General features: G+C 62.9%; 9 protein-coding genes. All 9 read right to left on the bottom strand.

Annotation, left to right across the window (positions count from 1 at the left end):
• Positions 1-127: 127 nt before the first annotated feature.
• The 9 genes from AC1RUR_RS07815 to AC1RUR_RS07775 all read right to left on the bottom strand — a co-directional run bounded on the left by AC1RUR_RS07815 (position 128) and on the right by AC1RUR_RS07775 (position 15,010).
• Positions 128-1,051 (bottom strand): alpha/beta hydrolase, encoded by a 924-nt coding sequence (locus AC1RUR_RS07815; RefSeq protein WP_492842528.1) that lies wholly within the window; start codon positions 1,049-1,051, stop codon positions 128-130.
• Positions 1,044-1,805 carry a 2,3-dihydro-2,3-dihydroxybenzoate dehydrogenase gene (locus tag AC1RUR_RS07810; protein ID WP_492842527.1) on the bottom strand — a complete coding sequence of 254 codons (762 nt, stop codon included), beginning with the start codon at positions 1,803-1,805 and terminating at the stop codon, positions 1,044-1,046. The genes AC1RUR_RS07815 and AC1RUR_RS07810 overlap by 8 nt, the downstream gene beginning before the upstream one ends.
• Positions 1,802-5,764 carry an amino acid adenylation domain-containing protein gene (locus tag AC1RUR_RS07805; RefSeq protein ID WP_492842526.1) on the bottom strand — a complete coding sequence of 1,321 codons (3,963 nt, stop codon included), beginning with the start codon at positions 5,762-5,764 and terminating at the stop codon, positions 1,802-1,804. The genes AC1RUR_RS07810 and AC1RUR_RS07805 overlap by 4 nt, the downstream gene beginning before the upstream one ends.
• Complete coding sequence (locus tag AC1RUR_RS07800; protein WP_492842525.1) at positions 5,761-6,018, bottom strand: phosphopantetheine-binding protein; 258 nt, start codon at positions 6,016-6,018, stop codon at positions 5,761-5,763. Before AC1RUR_RS07800 ends, AC1RUR_RS07805 begins: the two co-directional genes overlap by 4 nt.
• Positions 6,015-6,665 (bottom strand): isochorismatase family protein, encoded by a 651-nt coding sequence (locus tag AC1RUR_RS07795; RefSeq protein ID WP_492842524.1) that lies wholly within the window; start codon positions 6,663-6,665, stop codon positions 6,015-6,017. The genes AC1RUR_RS07800 and AC1RUR_RS07795 overlap by 4 nt, the downstream gene beginning before the upstream one ends.
• Before the next feature lies 1 nt (position 6,666).
• Complete coding sequence (locus tag AC1RUR_RS07790) at positions 6,667-8,295, bottom strand: (2,3-dihydroxybenzoyl)adenylate synthase (protein WP_492842523.1); 1,629 nt, start codon at positions 8,293-8,295, stop codon at positions 6,667-6,669.
• Between the two features lie 8 nt (positions 8,296-8,303).
• Positions 8,304-9,416, bottom strand: a complete 1,113-nt coding sequence (locus AC1RUR_RS07785; protein ID WP_492842522.1) for an isochorismate synthase — start codon at positions 9,414-9,416, stop codon at positions 8,304-8,306.
• Between the two features lie 251 nt (positions 9,417-9,667).
• The gene (locus AC1RUR_RS07780) at positions 9,668-10,324 is read right to left on the bottom strand and encodes an O-methyltransferase (protein WP_492842521.1); all 657 of its coding nucleotides are present in this window, start codon (positions 10,322-10,324) and stop codon (positions 9,668-9,670) included.
• 1,368 nt (positions 10,325-11,692) lie between these two features.
• The gene (locus AC1RUR_RS07775; protein ID WP_492842520.1) at positions 11,693-15,010 is read right to left on the bottom strand and encodes a molybdopterin-dependent oxidoreductase; all 3,318 of its coding nucleotides are present in this window, start codon (positions 15,008-15,010) and stop codon (positions 11,693-11,695) included.
• Positions 15,011-15,035: the final 25 nt, after the last annotated feature.

Raw genomic sequence — 15,035 nt, 5'->3', positions numbered from 1 at the left:
CGGCGTGCGCCGGACCGGCGAACATGTCGTTCCGCTGTCGCCGGGCGGACAGCATATCCTCGAGGGCGCCAGCTGCGATGACCGCACCGTTCAAGCGCATCGCTGCGGACCTTGCAAATGTCCGCTTTCAAGGAGCAAAAGCGTTCCCGGCAAACCGGAGAGCATGACAAAGCATTGCTGTGACGATGGTCGCATGATCGTCGTTCTCGCCGAGTTCAAACCGCACATCTGCCTGCGCTCCGAACGCCGCACGGACTTCACCCGAAATTTCGCGCGCATTGTCGATCATGCGGCGAGCTTTGCGGATATCATGATACTGGTCGCCGAAGTTTTCCATCGCCTGCCATGGCGCGAGTTCCTGCTCCCAGCGGCCGACCGCCGTAAAGAGGCGGATCGGCCGCGTGATGGCGTTCGCTGACGCCAACGCCCGCGACAGGCCCGTTCTGTCCCACCAGACCGAGGGGCTGAAACTGATATACCCGTTGAACATGTCCGGCCGCTGCGACAGTAGGCCCAGCACGAAATAGCCGGCGAGAGAGTGTCCCAGTAGAATGCGACGGTCCGGATCGACGTTGAGCCGCGACTGGACATGCGGCAACAACTGATTTCCAAGGAAACGGATATAGGCGGCCTGGCCGCCGCACGCATCTATGGTCTTGTCCGGAAATACACTCGCATCCGCGGGCCCACGCGTGAAGTCCAGATGGCGGCGGTTGGTGTTGTATCCATTCGTATTGGGATAGCCGATGCCGACGACAATCGCCGGAACGATGCCGGTCGCCTTTGGACGCCGAGAGACGCGTCGCACGGTCTCAGCGACGGTGATGAAATCCGAATTGCCGTCCAGCACATAGATAACCGGAAAGCCGCCGACGGGCAGCTCTATTTCCGGGATATAAACGAAGATCTCGTAAGGGAGCCCTGTTTCTGACGAGCGCAACGCGAATCTCGAGCAACCCGGCATGACCAGCGGTTCAGGGACCGACATGCCCGCCAGGTCATTGCTCGTTGGCACGCTCCGTGGGATCTCTCTCAAGGCTTTCTCATGCATGCAGCGTTGCGCCTCCGTCGACATAGATATCGGCCATCGTGATGTGCCCTGCCTTCTCCGATAACAGGAACAAGATCGAATTGGCGACATCCTCCGGGGTCGCGAGCTTGCGAAGCGGAATGCCGGTCTTGAAATTTTCAAGGGAGCCCTCAATCACCCGCTCGCCACCGTGCCCGTCGCTCCACATGCCCGTCTGCATCGGCGTCAGCGTCGATCCGGGAGCCACGATATTGCAGCGAATGCCATACTCGGCCAATTCCAGGCCGAGGCAACGCGTGAACATGGTCGCAGCCGCTTTGGAAGCGGCATAGGCCGCCATATTCTTGCGCGGAATGCCTGCGGCATTGGAGCTTACCGTGACGACACTGCCCTTACGCCGCGGCACCATATGGCGGGCAAGCGCCCGAGAAACATGAAACACCCCGGCCACGTTGACAGCAAAGACTCGTTCCCATTCTGCATCGCTCGTTTCCACGACCGCGGTCGTGGAAAGCACGCCAGCGACATTGACGCCGAAGTCGATGCCACCGCATTGTGCGGCCATCTCTCCGACAACGCGTTCCACATCGGCGCCATTGGTCACGTCGAGCGAACGAGCGAAGAGATTGTCGCAGGCAAGCTCGACCAGCGCGCGCGTCGAATGATCGGTGGCAAGGACTGTCGCGCCCTCCCGCAACAACGCCTTGACCACCGCAAGCCCGATTCCGCCAGCTGCGCCCGTCAGGAACACCGTCTTGCCTTCGAACTCGCTCACGGCTCATCTCCCTTTGCTCTTCCCGTCTCGTGCTCCAGAAGCGCCGCCTTCAACAGCGGCGCGACATGGAGCACGGCTTCAGCGCCCGTCATGTGTGCGTGAATGAGAGGGACGTCGCGGATATCAAGTGATCCGATGTAAGGCATCCAGCTTTCCGGCCGGAGGCCCGTCCCGTCGTTGGCTCGATCCTTGGTCGAATCCTTGGCCGCCCGAAAATGCAACACCGGACCATCGTAGCGGCCATGGCGATGCCCGCGCACCAGGCGATTGTTGAGAGCCACCAACCGGACCATGCCATCAAGCGCCGCCGGGGGCAGCCGACCGAGCGGACTTTCGCTTTCGGCAAGAAAAGTCATGACCGCCTCGCGCGTCAGCGGCAGTTCCGGCAGTCCGTCGGGATCGTGGCCGCCGATCGCAAGCAGTGCCTTCAATTCGGCACCCGGCCCCGGATCTGGCTCATCGCGCCAGCAATCGCAGGGATAGGCGTCCAGCATGGCAACAACGCCGACCTTCTGCCCCATCTCGATCAAATGCACCGCGATCGCCTGCGCCAGGATACCGCCGATCGACCAGCCGACGAGGTGAATGATCTGTCGATCTGCGATGAACACGATGCGGCGCGCATAGTCGCGTGCCATATCATCAAGGCTTTCCGGCGCTTGCTCATCAGGATCGAGCGCCAGAGCCTGAACACCCCAGGCGGGCCTGTCGGCACCGAGCGCTCGGGCTAGTCCATTGTAGCACCAGCAAAGCCCGCCGGCCGGATGGAGCATGAAGACCGGTGCCCTGCCCGGCTCAGCCGCGTTCAGCTTAACCAGCGGCTGCAGTCCCGCGCCTTCGCTCGCTGCCCCTCGATCCAGATATTTGGCGAGCCTGCCGATGGTGGAATGCTCGAACAGAACGCCGATGCCCGGTTCATGACCAGTCGTTTCGCGCAAATGCAGCATGAGCTCCACCGCCAGGAGCGAATGCCCGCCGAGATCAAAGAAATCATCATCGACCTGGAACGGCCCCTCAGCCTGCAAGACCCGCTCGAACAGCAAGGCAACGAGCTTTTCATTTTCAGTGGCAGGCGCGTGACCGCTACCGCCGGCGAAGACAGGCGCCGGCAACTGCTTGCGATCGAGCTTACCGTTAATGCTCACCGGCAACGCGTCGAGCACGACGACCGCTGAAGGCATCATATAGTCCGGCAGAAAGCGCCTGGCGTGGGCGAGAATGTCATTCTCGGCTCCATTGTCCGCCTCGCCACCTTCCAGGGTCGCATAGGCAACGATGCGTTTTTCTCCCGCCTGATCCGTCCGCAGGTCAACCACCGCCTGTGTCACCACCGAATGAGACAGGATTGCCGTTTCGATCTCGCCGAGTTCGATGCGCAGGCCGCGCAGCTTGATCTGATGATCGGAGCGTCCGAGATAGAGGATCGCGCCATCGGCGCGAACACGCGCGAGGTCGCCGGTACAATACATCCGCTCGCCGGGATGGAAGGGATCGGCGATGAAACGCTTCGCGGTCAACTCCTTCTGGCCGAGATATCCGCGCGCCAGTTGAACTCCGCCAAGGTAGAGATGCCCCTCGACGCCAACCGGCACAGGTCGCAGATAGTCGTCAAGCACGTAAAGACGTGTGTTCCAGACCGGGTAGCCGATCGGGATCGGGCGCGAGGAATCGCCCGCGGCAGCCGGCCAATAGCTGACGTCGACCGCAGCTTCGGTCGGACCATAGAGATTGTGGAGCTCGGCTGTCATCCGCTCATGAAAGCGATCGCGCAGATCGGCCGTGAGCTCCTCGCCGCTGCAGAAGACCCGCTTCATCGCGATATCGCGCGAACCCGGTTCCGCCAAAAAGGCCGACAGCATCGAGGGCACGAAATGGATCGTCGTGATCCTTTCGTCGCGGATGATCTGCGCTATCGCCCTCGGGTCCTTGTGCGCCTCGGGCGGGGCAATCACGAGGCTTCCGCCGGAAAGGAAGGCAAGGAAGAATTCCCAAACGGAAACGTCGAAGGTCATCGGGGTCTTTTGCAGGATGACATCGTGACAGCTGAAGTCGTAATGCTGCCGCATCCATTCGAGCCGGTTGACGATCGCCGTATGCTCGACAACGACGCCCTTCGGCTCGCCAGTGGAGCCGGACGTATAGATCACATAGGCCGCACTCTCGCCGGTTGTGTGCCCGAGAGCGCAACCTTGCGGCTTGGTCGGCCAGGCCGGCGGCGAAAACATCTCGATCGTTACGAGCGGCTCGCTGCCCTCAGCGCCAAGGACGAGAATCGGACGCGACGATGCCAGGATTCTGTCCAGCCGCTCCCGCGGATGACCGAGATCGAGCGGCATATAGGCCGCACCCGCGCGCAGGATCGCGATCAGCGCCACGATGAGATCGAGCGAGCGCGGCAGCGTCACGGCCACGATCGCATCCCGTCCGGCGCCGCGCGCGACAAGCGCCTCCGCCAACGCCGCCGTATGGCGATCAAGTTCGGCGTAGGTGAGAGATCGGCCACCGAAGCGTAGCGCCGGCCTGTCCGCAAAGGAAGCGAAGCTGTCCTCCAGCAGCTGCGACAGCGTCCTGTCCGTGACCGGATGCGCGGTATCGTTCAGACGCTCGAGCAGCCAGCAACGCTCCTCGTCCGTGACCGTTGCAACCTCGCGCAGCGACCGGCCCGCTAGGGCCGCCTCAACGGCCGCGCCGACGAAATTCGCAAGGCGCCTGGCGTGCCCCTCGGTCTCGCCTGCCTCGTAGAGAAGGGGATTGGTATCGACTTCGAGGCTGAGACACCGGGCCGCCGGGTCGCCGCGAAAGGTGAAGGTGATGTCGTCGACCGGCCCGGTTCCCAGAGTAGTAAGCCTTGTTTCCAGGCCAGCAAGCCTTGGGAGTGCATCGAAGGGCAGAATGTTGACAAGAGGACCGTAGAGCCGCCGTTGGCCGCCAAGGAGTCCAAGGCCGCGACGCATCTGTTCGCCACGATGACGCCCGTGGCGGCGATCTCGCGCCATTCGGCCGGCCGCCTTGGCCAGCCAATGGACAAGCGCCTCCTCCTCATCGACCTCGAGACGCAGCGGCAATATGTTCATCAGCATCGTCGGGACACGGGCGGCCGGCGAGCCGAAACGTCCCATGAACGGCACGCCGATCGTGATCTCGTTGCGCCTGACATGGCGGGCGACATAGGCCCCGGCCAGCGCCGTCAGAAGATCGGCCCAGGACAATTGCGTCGTGCGAGCAAGGCGCAGCAGGCTGTCGCAAATATCCTGTGCAAGCATTCTTTCGACGTGGTCATAGGATGATGCGGAGCGCGCCAGCCCCGCCTTCAGACCCGCCACCTCCGGCATATCGCGCAAGGCTTCGTGCCAATAGCCCGCATCCCGCCCGGACCGCTCCGATCCTCGATACGCCCTCTCTTCGTCAACGGCGACATCGAGAGCGGCCAGCTCTGCCCCTTTCGGTCCGCCGGCGACCTTAGCGTTGTAGATCTCCGCGATGCGCTGCGTGACGAGACCCGTCGCGAACCCGTCCGTCACCACATGATGCATGCGCTGATACCAGATGTAGCGCTCCGCGCCGAGGCGAAAGAGCACCTGCCGCGCAAGCGGTCCGTTTGCCAGGTCGAGAGCGCCGTTCATGTCCGTTTGCATGGCCGTCAGGGCATCGCCCTTCGGATCGCCGCGAAGCGCCAAATCTTCCACTTCGAGCAGCGGTCGATTGCGCTCCTCCACGACCTGAACATCCTTGCCGGTGATGCGAACGGACAGGCCATCGGCCTCCATCGCGAGCTGTCGCACCGCGGTCTCGAATGCCGCTACGTCGAGCTTTCCGTCGATTTCGACATATTGCCCGGTATTGAAGACCGGATTGGCCGGATCGATGCTCTGTGCGAACCAGATACCCGACTGCGCCTGCGTCAAGGGAAGCTCGCACACCGGCCGGTTGAGGGCGGCCCTCACGCTCTGTGCGGTCATGATCTTGCCTCCGCGATCTCGTTGATGCGCCGCTTGACGAGCTGCCACCAGCCGGCCAGCGTCGGCCGTGTGGCCATCTGGGAGAAATCCAGATCCACGCCCCGTTCCTGCCAGATCAGCAACAGGTTCATGGCACGCATCGAGTCAAGTCCGAGGTCCATCAGATTGTCATCGTCACCGATCTCCGCGGAGTCGATATGGATCATGGCGGCGACGTCTTCGCGCATGAGATCGAGGCTGACCGGCTCCGTCATGCATCCGTCCTCCCGTTCATCGCGCGGATGAGCGCCTCGACAGACACGGGAATTCCACAAGTCGCGGCGACGTAGCTCAAGGCCATATCGTGTTGCGCACGCGAAAAGTCGGCAACCGCATCAGCGGCGAAGAATGGCTTGATGTCGCGCTGGAATGCCTCGCCCGCCGTCATCAGGCAACCGATATGCGCGTAGATCCCGCTGATGACGACCTGGTCGCGGCCGCGTACCCGCATCAGGTGAGCAAGATTGCTCTGCTGAAAGGCGCTGTAGCGATGCTTGACGAGAACGACGTCGTCCGCCGCCGGGCGCAGCAGATCGATGATGGGCTGGTGCTCCGGCATGGTGGTCATGCCCGGCCCCCAAAGATCGGCTTGAAGTCCCCGATCGCGGCGATCCTGATTGCCATTCTGCGCCGTATAGAAGACGGGCATTCCCGCCGTCGCCGCCGCAGTTTTCAGGCGAAAGATGTTGGCAATGACTGGAGTGATCGGTGAGGTGTCCGGCTCGAAAGCACCGACGAAGTAGTGCTGCATGTCATGGATCAGCAGCGCGGCACGGTCGGGATCGAACGCCCATTTGGCGCGCGCGAACGGAATCTCTGCGACGCAAGGAAGCTCGTAACTCGCTATTTTCGGTAGTCCCATATCAAGCCTCTGTCGGCACGGTCTCGAGAAATTGCGCGCGAAGCTGCTGACGCAGCACCTTGCGGCTGACTTTGCCGACCGCCGTCGTCTGAAAGGCGCCGACGAAGACGATCTCGTCGGGCACCTTGAACTCGGCGAGACCACGTCCACGCACGAAAGCCTTGAGTGCCGCCACTCCTGGCCTCTCCCCCTTCGGTATGACGAAAGCGCAACTTCGTTCGCCGAGATAGGGATCCGGGATCGAAACCACCGCTGCGTCGAAGACGCCGGGATGAGCCAAAAGATGATCCTCGATCTCTTCGGCGGAAACCTTCTCGCCGGCACGGTTGATGTGGTCTCCCACTCGTCCCCGCACCACGAGATAGCCTTCTCCGTTGCGCGAAACGATGTCGCCTGTGCGATAATAACCGTCCTGCGTGAAGGCACGCGCGTTCGCGGCATCGTCGTTGTGGTAGCTCCGGATGGTATAGGGTCCGCGTGTGAGCAATAGACCAGGCTCGCCGTCGGCAACCGGATTGCCGTGATCGTCGACGATCAGCACCTCGTCGTCGAGGCTGATCGGCCTGCCCTGCGTGTTGACGATGATGTCGTCGGGATCGTCGAGCCGCGTATAATTCACGAGTCCCTCGGCCATGCCGAAGACCTGCTGCAAGGTGCAGCCGAGCGCGGCACGGACACGGGACGCCGCCTCGGGCATGAATTTCGCGCCGCCGACGAGCAGGACTTCGAGGCTCGAGATGTCGTACCTGGACGTCGAGGCTGCTTGCATCCATAATAGCGCCAGAGGAGGGACGACGCCGGTCATCGTCACACGCTCCTGCTCGATCAGAGCAAAGACCGTCTCCGCGCTGGGAGACGGACACATGACGATACGGCTGCCGGCATAGAGAGCACCGAAAACGCCCGGCGAACTCATTGGAAAATTATGGGCGACCGGCAAGGCCGCCATGAAGACGCTGTCTTTGCCCAGGCCGCAGATATCGGCGCTGGCACGGAAGCTGTAGATATAGTCGTCGTGAGTGCGTGGGATGAGCTTCGGCAGGCCTGTGCTGCCGCCTGATATCTGCAGAAAGGCGACTTCGGCCGGCGAAGGGAGCGGCGGAAGCGCCTGCTCGCTACGGGGTATATCGTCAAGCGCACGAAATTCTTCCGCTTCGCCGATCACCACGACGTGGTCAAGGCCGCCGGCCCGCGCCCTCACCTCGCGGGCGAGGACTCGGTAGTCGAAGCCTCCATCCACGGCCTTGATCACGTAGGCGCTCGCCTGCGCCTTCTCCACGAAATGCGAGATCTCGGTGACGCGATGGGCGGGAAGCGCAAAAACCGGGACGAGATTGGCGCGAAAAAGCCCGAAAACGACGGACAGGAATTCCGGTATGTTCGGCAATTGCACCACAACCCGTTCGCCGGGACGAAGCCCGAGCGCGAGGAAGCGCGCGGCGTTTTCATTAGCCCGCTCGAGCAGCCCCGCATAGGTCCATCGCTGCCCGCCGCCGATGACGGCAATATGATCGGGGGTCTCACGGGTGCGCTGCGCGAGGAAGCCGAACATGGTTTCTCCGCGCCAATAGCCTTTCTCGCGGTAGCGCAGAGCGTATTGCTCCGGCCAGACTTGCTTCAGCTCCAGCATGGCGGGCCTCACTCGTCAAACCTGCCGCTATCAATGCCGAAGGCATCCAGCATTGCGCGGAACTTGGCGGAGGTCTCGATCACCTCGCCCGCCGGCGTAGATCCCGGCACGATGCCGGCGCCGGCATAGAGCCGCGCGTGATTGCCGTCGAGTTCGGCGCAACGGATGGATACATGCCATCGCCCGTCACCGGCCGAGTCGCACCAGCCGACGGCGCCGGCGTAGAACTCGCGATCATAGGGCTCGAGTTTCACGATCTGGTCGTTTGCGAGATTGCGCGGCAGGCCGCAAACCGCAGGCGTCGGATGCAGGAGGCCGGCGAAATGGGCTGATGACAGCGAGGCGTCCTTGAGCTGACCGACGATACGCGTGCCGAGATGCCACATGCTTGCCGTTGCCCGCAAACAGGTGCCCTCGGGCGCTGAAAGATCGGCGCAATACGGCGCGAGGATGTCCAGAATGGCCTCGACCACCATTGCATGCTCGCGGCGATCCTTGTCGGAGGCGAGAAGTCGGGCACCAGCCTTGCGGTCCTCCTCCGTGTCCCGATGGCGACGGGCCGAGCCCGCGAGCGGATGAGAGATGACATGCCCGCCCCGCTTCTCGAGAAGGAGTTCCGGCGTTGCGCCGATGAGGCTGCGGAGCCGATGCGAACGTGCCGGCAAAGGGGTCGCAAAGACCGTGACACTTTCATCCGCGGAAAGCTTGCGCATCAGGTCAGCCGCGGAGAAATCGCGGTTCGCCGTCACCTTCAGGCTGCGTGACAGGACGACCTTGCGCAAGGTGGCGCTCGGCGCGTTCAACTGGTCGAGAGCGACAGAAACCGCTTTGGCAAACTCGGCAGCAGACGGGTCCGGATCGACCGACAGGACCCTGGAGGCGACCGCGTGCGATGATGCGCCGCCGCCGAGACCGGGGATGGCACCGATGTCATGCTTCCCCTGGACGCGAAGAACGCGTTCGGGCTGAACAAGATGCGATGTCTGCTTTGGATCGAATGGCAGAGCGCCAACGAGAACATCTGGCCCTTCCGTTTGCTTGTCGAAGAAATCGGCCGTGAGCTCCGCAAGGTTGGCAAGCGCACCATCGCCCAAGGTCGCAATCTGTCCGAGCGCGAGCATCGTCTCGCCAGCCGTCTTCAAGACAAAGGGAATTGGACGGGCGAGTGCAGGCTCCGCCTGCCCCTCGTCGTCGATCCAGATAAGTGGAGTTGCCATGCTGCGCTCCGGCGTTCGTTGTGGATGGAATATCTGTCGCCTCCCGACACCGCCCCGGCGATCATCAATCGGTCCGGCAGATTCCTGTAAGCGGTGCGGTCGCGAAGCTGTCGCGTGTCCGTCGCGTCACCTCGATACCCGGATCCACCAGCCGCTCAGGATCGGCGGCGAACCAGGGTCATCCCGTCGCCAAGCGGCAACATGGACATGTCGACCCGCTCATCGTCGCGGATCTTCACATTGAGGCGGCGCATAGCCACGGTCTCCGAGCTGTGGTCTTGAGGATCGGCGACCGATCGCCCCCAGAACACGTTGTCGAAGCAAATCAGTCCAGCCGGCCGGACAAGACGCAGGCTGTACTCGTAATAGGTGTCGTAATTTTCCTTATCGGCATCGATGTAGACGAAATCGAAAGTTCCCTCGCCTTCATCGCCAAAAAGGCGCTCGAGCGATGCGATGGCATCACCGAGCTTGAGCGCGACGCGGTCTGTCACCCCCGCCTTCCGCCAGTAAGAGCGCGCGACCGCCGTCCATTCCTCGCTTGCATCCAGCGTGATGAGCCGACCGCCCGGCGGCAACGCGAGCGCCATGGCAAGCGCGCTGTAGCCGGTGTAGGTGCCGATCTCCAGCACCCGCTTCGCACCGATTGTCTTCATCAGGAAAGCGAGCAACTGGCCGGCAGGAGGCGATGTCACCATGTTGCCTTCGGGCAGCGCCAGGGTTTCCTCGCGCAGCTTCCGCTGCACTTCGGTTTGACGCGTGCCGAATTCGACCGCGTACTGCCGTATCTGGATGTCCGTCACGTGCTTCATGCCCGATCCTCAGGTCCGTTGCGCGCTCGTCACGACCTCAAGGAAGCCATGGCCACGCTTGTCCGAGCGCCTCCTCAGAAGCACTGATGGGCGGAGCGCAGGCGGAGACATATTTTTCATTGAGCAGGTTGGTCGCACTGACAGTCGCTTCCAGCGCGCGGCAAGAAGCGCCGCCGAATTCCTTACTGGCACGGTGCCCGCGTGCGACCTATTGGCAGGCTTTCGTTCGCCGGACTCTCGCTTTCGATCAAGATTAGTAGACCTACAAACTGCTTGCCATGTGCCACCCGCCATCAGCGCAGGCTACAGGGCGAGACACCAAAACGTTTGCGAAAATGGTTGCAAAATGGGCGGGGCCATACCGACATGGAATGCCGCCTGCGACACACTCATTTTTCCGGCCTATCTCAGCTCGTGTGACGCGCCGCTGTTCTTGTAAGCATTCTAGTCCACGACGGCTCCTCGCCGTTGACGATCGTTGATGTTGCAATAAGGATTGTGAGGCTCAACTCCGCGATCGGATGCAGCACACACTTGCAAACTGGCGCTGGTTCGTAAGTGCCGCTTTGCTTTTAGCGACCAAAGAGCCCAGTGAGGGCGTCATCCGCAAGGCCGGTGCCTCGCGTAAGAAGCTTGCGACTTCGCACCAGCCGCCTCCGGACCCGCGATGACCGAGTGTCGCCGAAAACTCCACAACCCCGACCAGCGCGACTTCGCGGTCGAGTAGGTTGAGCGGCGGCGTTCCTGCGCAGTGACTTACGCGTTAGCGCTTCGCCTCCATCGTCGTAGGCGCGCGTTGAAATCGACGAACCGCGGGACCGCGTTCAGTGCCGGCCATTCAAAAATCTTGCGACTCTGTGTCCGCCCGGAAGGACGGCGCCCCGAAGGGCGGGCTCAATCGCCGATTTTATGCGCACCAAGCTGCGGCCGCGGCGCCTCGGAGGGTAACCGCAAGTGTAGCTGCGCCAATGCGTGGCAAAGAAATGGCGCTCTCCGCGACCGCCCGATCCACTTCACAGAGCTTGCTCACGCTGGCTGTCGCAAGATTTTTCTTGATCTCCCGGTGCACACTTTGTGCACACGACGCCATCCAACCAATTGAAAATCTTTAACTCTCGCTCCAATCCATCATCGGGGCCACGGAGAAACGACAGTCTAAGCCATTCATCTCATTAATCTTTTATGCCTCAAACCGATCTTATAAAGAGTTGGACCGACTGGCAAATTTATCCCGAGCGACCTCGTTTACTTCGGGTTCTTCTAGGATCATATCCGCCACCATTGGAAGCCAAATCGTCACAAATGCATTCTGAGTGCACACATGGGTGCACACGAAGGCCCGGGTACATACGAGCTTCCGCTGCCTCGTCATGCGTCGATGACGAGATCGGAAAGTGGAACCGCCTGACAAGTCAGGCAATGCCCCTCATCCAACTCCGAGCAATCGACGAGATGGCGGACCTCGCCGGTTTTAATTGGCACGGCACAGCTCTCGCATTGTCCGACACGGCAGCCGCTCGGAATCGCAATGCCGGCGCTTTCGGCTGCCGCGAGAATACTGGGGAGCGGCGCCTGCGGAGACCACGTCAGTGTGCGCCCCGAGCGGGCAAAATGGATCTGGCGCGACATGAGATCATCGAGCGCGGGCGGCACAGGCGTGCGGAAGCGCTCCTTGAAAATCTCGAAGACCGGTACGCCGCGCGCTTGCAGAGCCTGGCCGACTTCGTCCATCATCGCATCCGACGCACACAGGTAGAAGCGCGCGCGCTTGCGCAGCAATTCCGCGTCAATATCCGCAACGGTGAACCGGCCGAACCGGTCGAAACGGTCGCCGCTCTGCGGGCGACTGAGATGGGTCACCAGCGTCAGGTTCGGCAACCTCTGCCGCAACGCTTCAAGCTGGTGGTGGAAGGGCCGGCTTTCGCCATCCCGGCAGCCATAGTGCAATGTGACGCGCGGCTCGTCGGCACCACCCTCGAGCGTTTCGAGATAGGACAGGAACGGCGTGATTCCGATACCGCCGGCAATCAGGACAACCGGAAACTCGTTGTGCAACGGCAGCACGAAGCCGCCTTTCGGTGACTGCAATTCGACGGTGTCGCCCGCTGCGAGAGCGTGCCTGACCGTCGTTGACACCTGCCCGCCCTCGATGTGCCTGACGCCGATGCGATAGGCATCGGGCGCTGGAATCGCGGCCCCGGTGAGCGAATACGACCGGATCGCCCCACCGATCCGGACGCCAACATATTGGCCTGGCCGAAACGCCGGAAGTGAACCGCCGTCGACGGGCCGTAATGTCAGCCCCACCACATCGGCACATTCCGCGCGGCGCTCCGCCACGACGAAGGAACGCCAGCCCTGCCATGCGGTGCTCTCGTCACGTTCGATATCGCCGGCAAAGGAGCGCAGCGCCAGCGATCCGCTGAGCGGATCACGCCCGCGTTCCGAGATGATGGCGTTGAAGCCAGCGCCGACAGGCCGGGTCTCGTCCGGCAGATAGCCCGGCAGGCCGAGATCCGGCGCAGGCTGCCACCAGCCATAATCGCTCGCCACCACATCCTGCGCGAGCGCATCGTCAAAGACGGCGCGCATCCGGATTGTGCCGAACCGGCTGCGCACCAGCATCCAGTCACCCTCCAGGATATTCTTGCGACGGGCGAGTTCGGGATGGATCTCGGCGGTCGGCTCGGCGCGTTTGCGGCGCAGTGCGTTGATGCCGCGATGCTGGCTGTGACAGAAATAGCCGCTATTGGCGGAAAACAGCGTCAGCGGAAACGCATCATCACGCCGCTCGGCGGGCTCGACGAAGCGCGGCACCGCCGGATAGCCATGGCGATGCAGCAGTTCCGAATAGAGCTCGGCCTTGCCGGTTTGCGTGGCAAATCCGGTCGACTGGTATTTGCGATTGGTATGCTTGAGCGGCACGCGAATGCCTTCGGGCCTGGCCCGTAGCGTCGCAAGATCGAGGCCGAGCGGAGCGAGCAGATGTTCAAAACCCTTCTCGACATCGCCGTCAAAGAACAGCTCGCCCATGCCGAGCCGCTTGGCGAGCTGGAACACGATCCACATGTCCGAGCGCGCCTCGCCCTGGCGCGGAATCATCTGCGGGCGCAACTGCACCAGTTCCTGCGCCTCCGGCGAGATCTCGAAACCGAGGCGGAGCGCCTCGTGCTCCCAGGGACTCGACACCGGCAGCACGATGTCGGCCATCTCGGCAGTCGGGTTCAGGAACAGATCGCAATGGACCTGGAAGTCGAGCGCCTTCAGCGCCTCGCGCCCGCGCTCCGGCGCCGGATGCGAGACCAGCAAATTGGAGCCGAACGCAAACAGCGCGCGCACGCGATAGGGTTTTCCGGTCAGGGCCGCGTCGTAGAAATCGCTGGAGGTGATCCAGCCGTCGACCGGCGGCCCGAGCGGGCGCTCCGAAAGCCCGAGCGTGCGTGCGCGTGCCTCCGGCGGGATCATCGCCATCGAATGCAGCGACGGGACCGGAAGGCTCGGCATCCTGACATTGCCGCCCGGCGCATCGAAATGGCCGGTCAATGCATAGAGCGTGGCGACCGCGCGTTCGGTCTGCGACGCATTGCTGTGCTGTCCGAGCCCGGTCCAGCCATGATAGCAGACCGACCCCGCAGCCGAGATCGTGGCCGCGAGTTGCTCGACCTGTGCCGCCGGAATGCCGGTGATGCACTCCACCATCGCGGGATCGTAGGGTTCGGCTGCCGCGACATAGTGATCGAACCCGGTGCGGCAGGCGATGGGGCCGTCGAGACCGGCGATGTCGAAGCTTCCTTCGAGCGCAGCTGCCGCGAGCCCCGCCTCAGCCAGGACCGCCCTGCCCGCGGCCTCGTCCCAAACCAGAAAACCGTCGCCTTCGAGCCCGACATCGCCGGCGCGCAGGAAGCAGCCGTCGCTGTTGCGGACCAGGAAGGCAGCGTTGGTCCAGTGCCGCACGAAGTCGGCGTCATAGGCCCGGTTGACGATGAGCCAGCGCGCGAGCCCGAGCGCCAGCGCCGCATCGGTGCCGGGGCGGATGCGCAGCCACAAATCAGCGTCGCGCGCCGAGCCGGTCCGGCGCGGATCGATCACGGCGAGCTTGGCGCCCCGCGCCCGCGCGGCGCTGATCGCTTCCGCTTGCGCGAGCCAGACATTGGCGGGGTTGTGGCCCCAGAGCAGGATCAGTTCTGAGTTCCGATAGTCTGCTGTCGGCAGGCCACAGCCGAAGGTGAAGGCGTGCGCGTGGTCCTTGTGCCAGTTGCAGATCTCGGTGGAAAAGCAGTTGTTCGGGCTGCCGAAGCCGCGGATGAAGCGCTGGATCCAGTCGAGACTGTCGGATGTCGAGGACGAAGAGCCGGAGGTCACCGCAAACGCGACCGATTCCGGCCCGGTCTCCTCGCGGTAGCGCCCCATCCGTTCGGCGATCTCGCTCAGTGCCTCGTCCCAGGATATCGGCACGAAGCCCGGATCGACGGCCCCCTTCGGCGCGGTGCGGCGCAATGGCGTCTTCAGGCGCCGTGCCGAGTGCGCGATCTCCGGAGCCGCCCTGCCCTTTGGGCACAACGCCTTGCCGGTCGGATGGGCCGGATTCGGCCGCACAGCGACCAGCCTGTCATTCTCGACCACATTGATGGTACCGCAGCGGGAGCGGCACAACGTACAGAAGCCGAGCTTTTCCTGCTTGGACATCGTCAGCCTTCGTTGTCGCGCACCC

The organism is Bradyrhizobium sp. GW821-FHT12B03 (genome assembly GCF_058807535.1).
Note: the sequence above shows the minus strand (reverse complement) of the source record. Positions and strands in the feature narration are given on the sequence as shown.